Genomic DNA, 13,656 nt, shown 5'->3' on the forward strand with positions numbered 1-13,656 from the left:
GTGACCTCGCGCACCCTCGTCCTGCTCAAGCCCGACGCCGTCCGTCGCGGGTTGATCGGCGAGATCATCGGCCGCATCGAGCGCAAGGCCGGCTGGACCATCAGCGCGCTGGAGCTGCGCACCCTGGACCAGGACACCCTGGAGCAGCACTACGGCGAGCACAAGGGCAAGCCCTTCTACGAGCCGCTGGTCCAGTTCATGGCCTCCGGTCCGGTCGTCGCGCTGGTCGTGGAGGGCGAGCGGGTCATCGAGGGCCTGCGCGCGCTGGCCGGCCCCACCGACCCGATCGCCGCGGCGCCGGGCTCCATCCGCGGGGACTTCGGGGTGATCGTGCGCGAGAACCTCATCCACGCCTCGGACTCCGAGGAGTCCGCCGAGCGCGAGCTGAAAATCTTCTTCCCCGGTCGCTTCTGAGCGCGTGGATGATGAACTTCTGAACGCCTCTTGTGAAAAATTCTGAGGTTTTACGGCGTCACTCGGACGCCTGAACCTGAGTGCCCGGAATATCCACTCCGGGAAACCCTGCGGCCATGTGGCATATGCGTGGCGTTCGGGGGAACGGCTACCCCCGAACGCTCGTCTCCAGGAGCGAGGCGACGCGTCATCTGCTGACAATGGCGAAGACCCTCGCGCAGTGTTCCGTGCGGGCGAGACTACGATGTAAGCCTTCACGTCACAGCACCCACTTCGCCGACCCAACAAAAGCCCTTACACGCTCACCTTGGGAAGGCCAGACGAATCCTGATGGGGAACTCAATGTCGTTCATCGGCCGTGACATGGCTGTCGACCTCGGGACCGCCAACACGCTGGTGTACGTCAGGGGTCGCGGGATCGTACTCAACGAGCCGTCCGTCGTCGCGATCAACACCAACACCGGTGGCATCCTCGCGGTCGGCGCGGAAGCGAAGAAGATGATCGGCCGGACGCCGGGCAACATCGTCGCGGTGCGTCCGCTGAAGGACGGCGTGATCGCCGACTTCGAGATCACCGAGCGGATGCTCCGCTACTTCATCCTGAAGATCCACAAGCGGCGGTACCTGGCTCGTCCGCGGGTCGTCGTCTGTGTGCCCTCGGGCATCACGGGCGTGGAGCGCCGCGCGGTCATCGAGGCGTCCTCCCAGGCGGGCGCGCGCCAGGTGCACATCATCGAGGAGCCGATGGCGGCCGCCATCGGCTCCGGCCTGCCGGTCCACGAGGCCACGGGCAACATGGTGGTGGACATCGGCGGCGGCACCACGGAGGTCGCGGTCATCTCGCTCGGCGGCATCGTCACCGCCCAGTCCATCCGCGTCGCGGGTGACGAGCTGGACAACGCGATCATCCAGCACGTCAAGAAGGAGTACTCGCTCCTTCTCGGCGAGCGGACGGCCGAGCAGATCAAGATCACGATCGGTTCGGCGTACGAACTCGACGCCGACGAGCACACCGAGATCCGTGGCCGGGACCTGGTCTCGGGGCTGCCCAAGACCGTGGTCATCTCGGCGGCCGAGGTCCGCAAGGCCATCGAGGAACCGGTCAACGCGATCGTGGACGCGGTCAAGACGACCCTGGACAAGTGCCCGCCGGAGCTGTCCGGTGACGTCATGGACCGGGGCATCGTGCTGACCGGCGGCGGCGCCCTGCTGCGCGGCCTCGACGAGCGGCTGCGCCGGGAGACCGGCATGCCGATCCACATCGCCGAGGACCCGCTGGACAGCGTGGCGCTGGGGTCGGGCAAGTGCGTCGAGGAGTTCGAGGCGCTCCAGCAGGTGCTGGACGCCCAGCCCCGCAGGTGACGTGAGGCGTGACTCCGCCGCACGGGGCGGGCCTTCGCCGGACCTTCGTCGTAAGGTTCTTGGTCGGGTGGTCCTTCCTCGTAGGGCGGACCGCTGACACAGACGTATCACCCCTCATACCCCCCGTATCCCGCAACGATGCCGGGGCGATCACCGGACCGGCTCCGGACCGCCTCGCACCGCCCCGGCATCGACACCCGGACCGACCCCCGGATCGCGTCCAGCGGGTCGTGCCCGCCAGGCATCGCCCGCCGGTCCGTGCCCAGCGGACCAGCGCACCCGGGACGCCCGCCCACCCATTCCGACGAGGAAGGCACGGCCGCCGCACGTGAGGGACACACGAGAGAGCCGGCTGCTCCTGGTGCTGCTGATCGCCATCGCGTTCGCACTGATCACGGTGGACATCCGCGGTGGCCAGGACTCACCGGTCCAAGGTGCCCGCGAGGCCGCCGCCACGGTCTTCGGCCCGATCGAGAACGGGGTGTCGTCCGCCGTCAACCCCGTCGGCAACGCGATCGCCGCCGTGCGCGACTCGGACAGCCGGCATGACCGCATCGCGCGACTGGAGCAGTCGAACGCCGCGTTGAAGGCGAAACTGGGCAGCGACGACCGCAACCGCAGCCGGCTCAAGCAACTCGACAACCTGATCCGCGTGGCGGGCGAGGGCCAGTACGGGATCAAGGGTGCCGAGGTCATCGCGATAGGAGCGGCCCAGGGCTTCTCCTGGACCGTGACCATCGACGTGGGGGCGAAGGACGGCATCCAGCGCGACATGACCGTCCTCAACGGAGAGGGACTGGTGGGGCGGGTCACCACCGTCGGCCCGGACACCGCGACCGTGCTCCTCGCCAACGACCCGGACTTCACCGTCGGCACCCGGATGGAGGGCAGCGACGAGCTCGGGTTCGCCACCGGGCAGGGCGACCGCGCGATGCGCGTCCAGCTCCTCAACGGCAAGGCGGACGTGAAGAAGGGCGACCGCCTGGTGACCTTCGGCTCGGAGGCCGACAAGCCCTTCGTGCCCGGAGTGCCGGTCGGTGTGGTCTCCCGGGTGGACCCGTCCGGCGGCGACCTCACCCGCACGATCTACGTGACGCCGTTCGCCTCCTTCACCAAGCTGGACATCGTCGGGGTGGTCGTCCAGTCGCCCAAGAAGGACCCGCGTGACTCCGTCCTGCCCCCGAAGCCCCAGGCGAAGCCCACGCCCACGGTGACCGTCACCGTCACCCCCTCGTCCGGAGGCGGACAGCCGTCCGACGGGGGGCAGTCGCCCGACGGCGGCCAGTCGCCCGGAAACCAGCAGTCGCCCGACGGCGGCCGGTCGCCGGCCGACCAGCGGCAACCCGGTGGCCAGCAGCCCGACGCCCAGCAGACGCCCTAGGAGCTGAACCAGATGCGCTTCAACCGGATTCTGCTCTCCGTCCCCCTGGTGATCGTCGCCCTCGTGATCCAGGTGAGTGCCCTCGCCCGCTTCCACCTGCCCGGCGCCGTCCCGGACCTCGTGCTGCTGACCGTCGTCGCCCTGGCCATGGTCTACGGGCACGTCGGAGGTTGCCTCGTCGGATTCGGCGCGGGCCTGCTCTCCGACCTCGTGCCGCCCGCCGACCACGCCGCGGGCCGCTATGCCCTCGTGCTGTGTGTCGTCGGCTACGTCGCCGGCCTGGCCAAGCCCGAGAACGGCCGCCTGAAGTCCGCCACGGGCCCGATGGCCGTGGTCGTCGCCGCCGCGATCGGCTCGACCCTGCTGTACGCGGGCGTCGGCGCTCTCGTCGGTGACACGGCCGCCCGCCATGTGGGCCTGGGCAGCCTGCTGTTCACGGCCGCCCTGTACGACCTGCTGCTCGCGCCGTTCGTGGTCCCCGCCGTGATGGCGCTGGCCCGCCGTCTCGACAACGACCCGCTCGCCGAGACCGGCTCCGCCAAGGCGTCCGACGTCGCCACCGGCTGGCTCTCCTCGGGCACCGGGCTGCGTATCGGCAGCCAGCGCGGGGTCCTGCGGGTCAAGGCGGCCAAGGCCCGGGTCGCCCGCGCCGGCCGTATCAAGGGGGTCAAGCGCCTGTGAACCCCCACGCGTTCCCGCCGGCGGTCCCGTCCGCGCTCCCGGACGGGCCCCGCTCCGGACTTCCTCACGGATTCACCCGAACGGGGAGAGTGTCGCGGAACGGGGTCGCGCCCGTCCCGCGTTCTTCATCCGTACGGGCCCACGCACACATGTCCACGCACTGAGAGGGGAGGCAGCGCGGTGACCAACATTCCCGAGACGGGACGGACCCCACGCGTCCAGATCCGGCTCGTCGTCATCCAGATCCTGGTCCTCTCCCTCCTCGGCACCCTCGGCGGCCGCCTCTGGTACCTCCAGATCCGCAACGGCGCCGAGTACTCCAAGGAGGCGAGCGGCAACCACGTCCAGCAGGTCGTCCAGCCCGCCGTGCGCGGCGAGATCCTGGACGCGCGCGGCGTCCCGCTCGCCGACAACGAGACCCGGCTGGTCGTCTCCGCCTCGCGCACCGACCTGCTGAAGATGAAGGACGACGGCAAGGCGGTCCTGACCAAGCTGGCCGGAGTGCTGGGCATGAAGCCCCAGGACGTCGTCGAGAAGGTCCGGCTGTGCGACGCGAAGACCCCGCAGCCCTGCTGGAACGGCTCGCCCTACCAGCCGATCCCCATCACCGACGAGGCCACCCCCAAGCAGGCCCTGCAGATCCGTGAGCGCTCCGAGGACTTCCCCGGGATCACCGCCGAGCCGGAGGCCCTGCGCCGCTACCCGGCCCCCGGCGAGGCGAACACCGCCCAGGTCCTCGGCTACCTCTCGCCCGTCACCGACGACGAGATCCAGAAGGCCAAGGACACCGACTCGCCCTATCTGCGCTCCGACCAGGTCGGCCGCTCCGGGCTCGAGCGCCAGTACGACAAGGCGCTGCGCGGCAAGGCGGGCGTCACCCGCTACGAGGTGGACAACCTCGGCCGCGTCATCGGCAAGGCCAGGAGCGACGCCGCCGAACCCGGTTCCAACCTCGTCACCAGCATCGACGCACGCGTCCAGCGGGTCGCCGAGTACGAGCTGGACGCGGCGATGAAGACCGCCCGCACCCAGTTCGACACCAACACCGGTAAGAACTACAAGGCGGACTCCGGTGCCGTCGTGGTGATGGAGGCCAAGACCGGCCGCATCGTCGCCATGGCCTCCGCCCCGAACTACGACCCGAACGTGTGGGTCGGCGGCATCTCGGCCAAGGACTACAAGCAGCTCACCGGCAAGGACTCCGACTACCCGCTGCTCAACCGGGCCATCCAGGGGCAGTCGGCACCCGGCTCGACCTTCAAGGTGGTCTCCACGGCCGCGGCCATCGAGGCCGGCTACCCCTTCGACGGCCACTACCCCTGCACCAGCTCGTACTCGGTGGGCAGCCAGGTCTTCAAGAACTTCGAGGGCGAGAACTTCGGCCCGATCTCGCTCGGCCGCGCCCTCGAGGTCTCCTGCGACACCGTCTTCTACGGCCTCGCCGACAACGAGTGGAAGAAGGACGGCGGCATCAACCCGAAGAAGGGCCAGCCCAAGGACTACTTCTACAAGGCCGCCCACCAGTTCGGCCTCGGCAAGCCCACCGGTATCGACCTGCCCAACGAGGTCTCCGGCCGCGTCCCCGACCGCCAGTGGAAGCTCGACTACTGGAAGGCCAACAAGGACGCCTGGTGCAAGTCCGGCAAGAAGGACGGCAGCTACGTCGAGAAGATCGAGTACGAGAACTGCCTCGAAGGCAACAAGATGCGTGAGGGCGACTCGATCAACTACTCCATCGGCCAGGGCGACACGCTCCTGACGCCCATCCAGGAGGCTGTGATCTACGGCGCGATCGCCAACGGCGGCACGATGTACGACCCGACCATCGGCAAGGCCATCGTCAGCCCCGACGGCAAGCACGTCACCGAGATCAAGCCCAGGTCCCACGGCAGGCTCCCCATCGACGCCAAGACCCGCAGCGTCATGGACGACGCGCTCGCGGGCGTCGTCACCCGGGGTACGGCGGCCTGGAAGTTCGGCGGCTGGCCGCAGGACAAGATCCCGCTGCACGCCAAGACGGGTACCGCCGAGGTCTACGGCAAGCAGACGACCTCGTGGCTGGCCACCTACTCCAAGGACTACTCGGTCATCATGACCATCGCCCAGGCCGGTACGGGTTCGGGAGCCTCCGGACAGGCCGTGCACAACATCTACGACGCGCTGTACGGCGTCCAGGGCGACGGCTCGATCGACAAGAAGAAGGCCCTCCTCTACACGCCGCAGAAGGGCCTGCCCAAGATCCAGCACGACGGCTCGATCGTGTCTCCGAAGATCCAGAAGTACGACCCGAACGCGAACAAGGCGACCGACCAGAACCAGCAGCAGACCCCCACGGACAACCCGTCGGGCACCGCCCCCTCGCCGACCTCCACCAACCGTGACACGCGCAGGCGCTCGGCCCGCCCGAAGAAGAGGCGGAGGATCCTGACGTGACCGCCAACAACTTCTCCGTCTCCGGATACGGGCCCGAGCGCGCCGGGTGGACACGGATCTTCGCCCGCGACAGCGTCGCCCGCCGCCTGGACTGGCCGATACTGCTGTCGGCCATCGCCCTCTCCATGATCGGCACGGCCCTCGTCTACTCGGCGACCCGCGGCCGCACCGAGATCAACCAGGGCGACCCGTACTACTTCCTGATCCGGCACCTGATGAACACCGGCATCGGGCTCGCCCTGATGATCGGCACGATCTGGCTCGGCCACCGCACCCTGCGCACCGCCGTGCCGATCCTCTACGGGCTCTCGCTCCTGCTGATCCTGCTGGTGCTGACCCCGCTGGGCGCCACCATCAACGGCAACCGCAACTGGATCGTCTTCGGCGGCGGCTTCTCCCTCCAGCCCTCCGAGTTCGTGAAGATCACGATCATCCTGGGCATGGCCATGTTGCTCGCGGCCCGGGTCGACGCGGGCGACAAGCCCCACCCCGACCACAAGACCGTCGCCCAGGCCCTGGGCCTGGCCGCCGTCCCGATGATGATCGTCATGCTGATGCCCGACCTGGGCTCCACGATGGTCATGGCCGTCACCGTGCTCGGCGTGCTGCTCGCCTCCGGCGCCTCCAACCGCTGGGTGTTCGGCCTGATCGGCACGGGCGCCCTCGGCGCGCTCGCCGTCTGGCAGCTGCACATCCTCGACGAGTACCAGATCGACCGCTTCGCCGCCTTCGCCAACCCCGACCTGGACCCCGCGGGCGTCGGCTACAACACCAACCAGGCGCGCATCGCGATCGGCTCCGGAGGGCTGACCGGCCAGGGGCTCTTCCACGGGTCGCAGACGACGGGCCAGTTCGTGCCGGAGCAGCAGACCGACTTCGTGTTCACGGTCGCGGGGGAGGAGCTCGGCTTCATCGGAGCGGGCCTGATCCTCGTCCTGCTCGGCGTCATCCTCTGGCGCGCCTGCCGGATCGCCCGGGAGACGACCGAGCTGTACGGCACGATCGTCGCCGCCGGGATCATCGCCTGGTTCTCCTTCCAGGCCTTCGAGAACATCGGCATGACCCTCGGCATCATGCCCGTCGCCGGCCTCCCCCTGCCGTTCGTGTCCTATGGCGGCTCATCCATGTTCGCGGTCTGGATAGCGGTCGGACTGCTGCAGTCGATCCGGGTGCAGAGACCCCTGTCGGCCTAGGGCAGGCCCTGGGGGCGGGCCCCCAGGGCGACAGGACGCAGGTCACCGAGAGGCTGAGGGACCGAGGGCGGCCGGGCCCGGGCGCGGGATCCGGACGATCCTCGGCCCCCTCTGCCGCACCGCCCCGAATGGCACTAGATTCGGTGCATGGCGGACACCAAGCGCGAAATCGAGCGTAAGTACGAGGCCGGAGCCGGGGACCCGCTGCCCGACCTGACCCGCGTCGGCGGTGTCTTCGCCGTGCTCGACAAGGGTGTCGCCGAACTCGACGCCACCTACTTCGACACGGCCGACCAGCGCCTGGCCGCGGCCAGGCTCACCCTGCGCCGCCGCACCGGAGGCGGCGACGCCGGCTGGCATCTCAAGCTGCCCGTCGCCGACGGCGTGCGGGACGAGATCCACGCCCCGCTCTCGGACGACCTGCCGCCCTCCCTGGCCGGCCTGGTCCGCTCCCACGTCCGCGACGCTCCCCTCGTCCCCGTCGTCCGGCTGCGCTCCGCCCGCGACATCCGCCACCTCGTCGACGCCGACGGAACCCTGCTCGCCGAGGTCAGCCTGGACCGGGTCCGCGCCGACCGGCTCGGCGCCGGCAAGGGCCGCGCCCAGTGGACGGAGATCGAGGTCGAACTCGCGGACGGCGGCGACCCCGCCTTCCTCGACAAGGTCGACAAGAAGCTGCGCAAGGCGGGCGTGAGCCGCTCCTCCTCCCCCTCCAAACTCGCCAGGGCGCTGGAGGAGACCGGAGCCCGCACCACGCCCTCCCGGGCCGTGGCGGGCGAGATACCGCCCGTCACCGCGGGCGACCACGTCCTCGCTTATGTCCGGGCCCAGCGCGACGCGATCGTCACCCTCGACTCCGCCGTGCGCCGGGACGTCCTCGACTCCGTGCACTCCATGCGCGTGGCCACCCGGCGGCTGCGCAGCACCTTCCGTTCGTTCGGCGGGATCCTCGACCGGGACGTCACCGACCCGATCGCCGACGAGCTGAAGTGGCTGGCCGGCGAACTCGGCGTGGACCGCGACCGCGAAGTCCTCACCGACCTTCTGACGGCCGCCCTGTCCGCACTGCCCCGGACACTGGTCGCGGGCCCGGTCCACGAGCGACTGACCACCTGGTCGACTGCTCGGCACGACGGCGCCCGGCAGGGACTGATCGCCGTCCTGGACGGTGAGCGCTACCTGGACCTGTTGAACGCGCTGGACGCCCTGGCCGCCGATCCGCCCCTGCTGAAGGCGGCGGCAAAGCCCCCCGCCAAGGCGGTCACGAAGGCCGTGCGCAGGGACTTCCGCAAGCTCGCCCACCTGGTCGGCCAGGCCCTGGACCTGCCGCCGGGCTCCGATCGCGACCTCGCGATGCACGCGGCCCGCAAGAAGGCCAAGCGCACCCGGTACGCGGCCGAGGCCGCCGCCCCCGCCCTCGGCAAGCCCGCGCGAGCCCTGGTCACGTCGATGAAGTCGCTCCAGACCCTGCTCGGCGAGCACCAGGACAGCGTCATGGCCCGGAACACCCTCCGAGAGCTGTCGGCCCTGGCGCACGCGGCGGGGGAGAACACCTTCACCTACGGCGTCCTGTACGGGCGACAGGAGCGGTGCGCGGCGGAGGCGGAGGAGGCACTGCCCCGGGTGTGGCGGACGGTACAGGGGGACCTGCGGCTCTGACGCGGGGACCACCGCGGCGGGGTCTCGCCCGCCTTGCGGCCTCCGGCCGTCCGTGGTGCCGCCGCGCTCGCGTTACGCTAGATGGTCACCCCTGTAAGTTCCGTCCAGCTCACGAAAGTCGCGAGATGTCTGCCGAAGCCGCCCAGTCGGTGTTCCCGCAGCTCGAAGCTCTGCTCCCGCATGTGCAGAAGCCGATCCAGTACGTCGGCGGAGAGCTCAACTCCACGGTCAAGCCGTGGGAGGCCTGTGACGTCCGCTGGGCGCTCATGTACCCGGACGCGTACGAGGTCGGACTGCCCAACCAGGGCGTCATGATCCTCTACGAGGTGCTGAACGAACGGGAGGGCGTCCTCGCCGAGCGCACGTACAGCGTGTGGCCGGACCTGGAGGCCCTCATGCGGGAGCACGCCGTCCCGCAGTTCACCGTCGACAGCCACCGCCCGGTGAAGGCCTTCGACGTGTTCGGCCTGAGCTTCTCCACCGAGCTCGGCTACACGAACATGCTGACGGCCCTGGACCTGGCGGGCATCCCGCTGGAGTCCAAGGACCGGACCCTGGACGACCCCATCGTGCTGGCGGGCGGCCACGCGGCGTTCAACCCCGAGCCCATCGCGGACTTCATCGACTGCGCGGTGATCGGCGACGGCGAGCAGGCGGTCCTGGAGATCACCGAGATCATCCGCGCCTGGAAGGACGAGGGCCGCCCCGGAGGCCGTGAGGAACTGCTCTTCCGTCTGGCGAGGACGGGCGGGGTGTACGTACCGGCGTTCTACGACGTCGAGTACCTCCCCGACGGCCGTATCGGCCGCGTCGTGCCCAACAAGTCGGGCGTCCCCTGGCGCGTGAGCAAGCACACGGTCATGGACCTGGACGAGTGGCCGTACCCGAAGCAGCCCCTCGTCCCCCTGGCGGAGACGGTCCACGAACGCATGTCCGTCGAGATCTTCCGCGGCTGCACCCGCGGCTGCCGCTTCTGCCAGGCGGGCATGATCACCCGCCCGGTGCGTGAGCGCTCGATCACGGGCATCGGCGAGATGGTCGAGAAGGGCCTGAACGCGACGGGCTTCGAGGAGGTGGGCCTGCTCTCCCTGTCCTCCGCCGACCACAGCGAGATCGGCGACATCGCCAAGGGCCTCGCGGACCGCTACACCGAGGACAAGATCGGCCTCTCCCTGCCGTCGACCCGCGTGGACGCGTTCAACATCGACCTGGCGAACGAGCTGACCCGCAACGGCCGGCGCTCGGGCCTCACCTTCGCCCCCGAGGGCGGCTCGGAACGCATCCGCAAGGTCATCAACAAGATGGTCTCCGAGGACGACCTCATCCGCACGGTCGCGACGGCCTACGGCAACGGCTGGCGTCAGGTGAAGCTGTACTTCATGTGCGGCCTGCCGACGGAGACGGACGACGACGTCCTCCAGATCGCCGACATGGCCACGCGCGTGATCCAGAAGGGCCGCGAGGTCTCCCGCGCCAACGACATCCGCTGCACGGTGTCGATCGGCGGCTTCGTCCCCAAGCCCCACACCCCCTTCCAGTGGGCCCCGCAGCTGAGCGCCGAGGAGACGGACGCCCGCCTGGAGAAGCTGCGCGACAAGATCCGCGGCGACAAGAAGTACGGCCGCTCGATCGGCTTCCGCTACCACGACGGCAAGCCCGGCATCGTGGAGGGCCTGCTCTCCCGCGGCGACCGCCGCATCGGCTCCGTGATCCGCGCGGTCTACGAGGACGGCGGCCGCTTCGACGGCTGGCGCGAGCACTTCTCGTACGACCGCTGGATGACCTGCGCGGACAAGGCCCTGGCCGACTTCGGCGTGGACGTCGACTGGTACACCACCCGCGAGCGCACCTACGAGGAGGTCCTCCCCTGGGACCACCTGGACTCGGGCCTCGACAAGGACTGGCTCTGGGAGGACTGGCAGGACGCCCTCGACGAGACAGAGGTCGAGGACTGCCGCTGGACGCCGTGCTTCGACTGCGGGGTCTGCCCGCAGATGGACACCAGCATCCAGATCGGCCCGACGGGCAAGAAGTTGCTCCCGCTGACGGTCAAGAGCGCGGCCCCGACCCCGGCTTCGAGCGGCCACACGCACTGAGGTGGGACGAGGCTGCCGCCGCGCTGGACGGTGTGCGCACCGCCAGGTCGGCGGCGGCCTCGCTCACACCGAAGGGGTCGAGGCGGCCTGAGGGCCCCGCATGGTCTTCGGCCCGCTACTGCTCGTGCCACCTCTGGTAGGCGGCCGAGGAGTCGCAGGTGGTCGTCTGCGGCTGCGTGCCGTTGGCCACACTGCTGGTCGTCATGCACCCTCCGTTCGACACGTTCTGCCACACCTTGAACAGGCCCCTGGGCTCCTCGTAGGCGACGCGCCACTTCTGGGTGTCGGGGAGGAGGTTGCACTCGTCCATCCAGAGACCCGGGTGCGCGGCGGTCGTCCCGGTGATGCACCGTCCCGTGTTCTGGTTGACGAAGCGGTACATGCCGCCCGGCAGGGACTCCTCGAGCCACTTCTGTTCGGGGCCACCGGTGCACTTCCACATCTGGAGCTTCGCGGCGTTCTCGGTGGCGTTGTCGAGGCAGTGGCTCGAGTTCCAGACGCTGATCTCGCTGAAACCCGCGGCATGCGCCGGTGTGCCGGTCAGGGCCACGGCCGGCACGGTCAGCGCGGCGGTGGCGAGCGCGAGCAGAGCGCGTCGTGCGGACATGAGTCGTGTGGACATGAGTGGACTCCACTTCCCACGTGCGGATCAACAAGGTGCGGCCCCGAGGCGATCCGGGCAGCAGAGTAGACCTCACGTGTCCGTACGGGTACGGACACGTACAGAAGAGGCCTGAAGTAGCCCTCGGCGCGCCTGGCGAATCTTGCGGGCATCGCGCCCTCAGGGAGAGGATCGAGGACATGGACTTCTTCACGGAGCCGTCCGTCCTCGTCGTTGCCGCGGCATTGCTCCTGGTGCTCAAGTACCGTCGCCGCGCGGCTGGTCGGCAGTCGCCGCACGTCTCTTCCACGACCTCCCGCCGTCCGCCTCCCAAGTAGGGCCGCTCCTGGCATGATCTTCTCGTGACAGGGGCAACTCGCCCTCTGTGCAGTTGAGTTCACCTCGCTGTGCGGGGGTTCGGGGGAGGGTGGGGCATGGAGATCTACGCCTACTGGCTCGACGGTGACCATCTGCGGCTGTCCGGGTGGGTGCCGCAGGACGAGTCGTTGTCCGTCATGCTGAAGATCCAGGCCATGTTGGGGCACACGGTGGTGCTGAGCGACATCCAGCTCATCGACAGCCCTGTGGTGCAGACGCTGTTCGCGTCGGAGGACTTCAGGGCGTTCGTGCGCGGTTGCCCCGGGTTCCTGCGCTGCACCACCGGCGCCCCGGCCGGAAGCGACCCGTTCACGCTCGTCACGACGGGGCTGCATCGGGCGTTGGAGCCCGGTTGGCTCTCCTCGTCGTTCGACTCGCCCGAGCCGCTGACCAGGTTGTCGCAGGCGGTCCTGGAGCGTGGGGACGCCAATCCGGGGCCGTTGTTCGCCCGAGGCACCGAGCTGGGACGGCGGTACGAGGAAGGCGGCGCGACACGGCACCGGCTCCAGGCCGTGGCCTGGACGCTGCACCACTTCTCCCGGGAGGCCGGGGTGCCGCTCGGGACCAGTGCCGTGGCGCGCCCCAGCTCGTACTGCGACGTACTGCGCGAGGTGGCCGAGTTGCCCGGTCTGCCCAGCCGCGACTACGCGCCGGTGGCGCGCACGCTCCAGTACCTGGAGACCCATCTGGGGGAAGCGGACCGGCACCGCAGGTCCCTGCTCATCGCCCACCTCGACGCGACGGATCCGCCGCACAGGGCCGCGATGCGCAACACCGCGACGCAGGCGTGGAACGCGGCGGTCCAGCGCACGCTCGGCACCGACGGGGCCTCTCCGCGGTCCCTGCCCGAGGCGGCCGACGTGGGCCTGTATCTGGGGCGGCCGACGGACGCGCTGTTCGAGTCGGCGGGTCCCGTCCCCGCGCCCTCCGCGGGGCACGGCCTGACCTCGGCGGACCTGGCGGCGGTCGGCACGCTCGGCTGGCAGGACATCGGGAAGATCCACCAGGACGACGCCGTGGCCCACCGGCGCGACGGGTTCCAGCAGGCGCTGCGCGTCGGGGACGCGGCGGCGGCCGACGACGCCCTGGCGGCACTGCTGCGTACGGTCAAGGGCAGGCTGCCGGCCGGTGGGGCGGGCCCCCGGCAGCTCCTGTGGGCCGCCGCCGAGGCCGGGCTCGGCCTCGCCGGGTCCGGGTTGGCCCTCGGCGCCGGAGAGGCCGTCGGTATGGCGGCGCCCGCGCTGGCGTTCGGACTGGCGGCGGAGAGGCTGTTGCGAGGCGGTCGTAGGCGCTCCCACATCGTCAACACGCTGATGAAGGCGGGCCGAGGGGGCGCCTGGGTGCGGCGCGGTGGCGCCTGAGGGGCGGGGGACGCGGTCACAAATAGGTGACTGCTCAACGAAACTGCCGTATCGGCCGCCGTGACCGGCGCTACGGTCGTCCCTTCGCCACATCCCT

10 protein-coding genes are annotated in these 13,656 nt (G+C 69.9%); 9 read left to right on the forward strand and 1 reads right to left on the reverse strand.

Annotated features, from left to right (window positions below):
- The 8 genes from ndk to AB0C59_RS14205 all read left to right on the forward strand — a co-directional run bounded on the left by ndk (nt 1) and on the right by AB0C59_RS14205 (nt 11,219).
- Entirely contained in the window at nt 1–414 is a 414-nt protein-coding gene (gene ndk, locus AB0C59_RS14170; RefSeq protein WP_363004089.1) for a nucleoside-diphosphate kinase, read from the forward strand.
- Nucleotides 415–756: 342 nt separating this feature from the next.
- On the forward strand, nt 757–1,776 hold the full coding sequence (locus tag AB0C59_RS14175; RefSeq protein ID WP_252421539.1) for a rod shape-determining protein: 1,020 nt from the start codon (nt 757–759) through the stop codon (nt 1,774–1,776).
- A gap of 328 nt (nt 1,777–2,104) precedes the next feature.
- Nucleotides 2,105–3,157: a rod shape-determining protein MreC gene (gene mreC, locus AB0C59_RS14180; RefSeq protein ID WP_363004092.1), complete on the forward strand. Its 1,053-nt coding sequence runs from the start codon at nt 2,105–2,107 to the stop codon at nt 3,155–3,157.
- A 12-nt stretch (nt 3,158–3,169) separates the two neighbouring features.
- Nucleotides 3,170–3,838, forward strand: coding sequence for a rod shape-determining protein MreD (mreD, locus tag AB0C59_RS14185; RefSeq protein WP_363004094.1), 669 nt, complete (start codon nt 3,170–3,172; stop codon nt 3,836–3,838).
- 180 nt (nt 3,839–4,018) lie between these two features.
- The gene (gene mrdA / locus AB0C59_RS14190) at nt 4,019–6,271 is read left to right on the forward strand and encodes a penicillin-binding protein 2 (RefSeq protein ID WP_363004096.1); all 2,253 of its coding nucleotides are present in this window, start codon (nt 4,019–4,021) and stop codon (nt 6,269–6,271) included.
- Nucleotides 6,268–7,464 (forward strand): rod shape-determining protein RodA, encoded by a 1,197-nt coding sequence (gene rodA / locus AB0C59_RS14195; protein ID WP_363004098.1) that lies wholly within the window; start codon nt 6,268–6,270, stop codon nt 7,462–7,464. Before mrdA ends, rodA begins: the two co-directional genes overlap by 4 nt.
- 147 nt (nt 7,465–7,611) lie before the next feature.
- Complete coding sequence (locus tag AB0C59_RS14200; protein WP_363004100.1) at nt 7,612–9,123, forward strand: CYTH and CHAD domain-containing protein; 1,512 nt, start codon at nt 7,612–7,614, stop codon at nt 9,121–9,123.
- A 125-nt stretch (nt 9,124–9,248) separates the two neighbouring features.
- Nucleotides 9,249–11,219 (forward strand): TIGR03960 family B12-binding radical SAM protein, encoded by a 1,971-nt coding sequence (locus AB0C59_RS14205; protein WP_363004102.1) that lies wholly within the window; start codon nt 9,249–9,251, stop codon nt 11,217–11,219.
- 115 nt (nt 11,220–11,334) lie between these two features.
- On the opposite strand, the gene AB0C59_RS14210 is transcribed toward AB0C59_RS14205, so the two are convergent.
- Complete coding sequence (locus AB0C59_RS14210) at nt 11,335–11,841, reverse strand: RICIN domain-containing protein (RefSeq protein ID WP_363004104.1); 507 nt, start codon at nt 11,839–11,841, stop codon at nt 11,335–11,337.
- Between the two features lie 413 nt (nt 11,842–12,254).
- On the opposite strand from AB0C59_RS14210, the gene AB0C59_RS14215 reads away from it, so the two are divergent.
- Nucleotides 12,255–13,559 carry a hypothetical protein gene (locus AB0C59_RS14215; protein ID WP_363004106.1) on the forward strand — a complete coding sequence of 435 codons (1,305 nt, stop codon included), beginning with the start codon at nt 12,255–12,257 and terminating at the stop codon, nt 13,557–13,559.
- Nucleotides 13,560–13,656 lie beyond the last annotated feature (97 nt).

Origin of the sequence: Streptomyces sp. NPDC048664 (assembly GCF_040650555.1) — a bacterium.
Classification (GTDB): domain Bacteria; phylum Actinomycetota; class Actinomycetes; order Streptomycetales; family Streptomycetaceae; genus Streptomyces.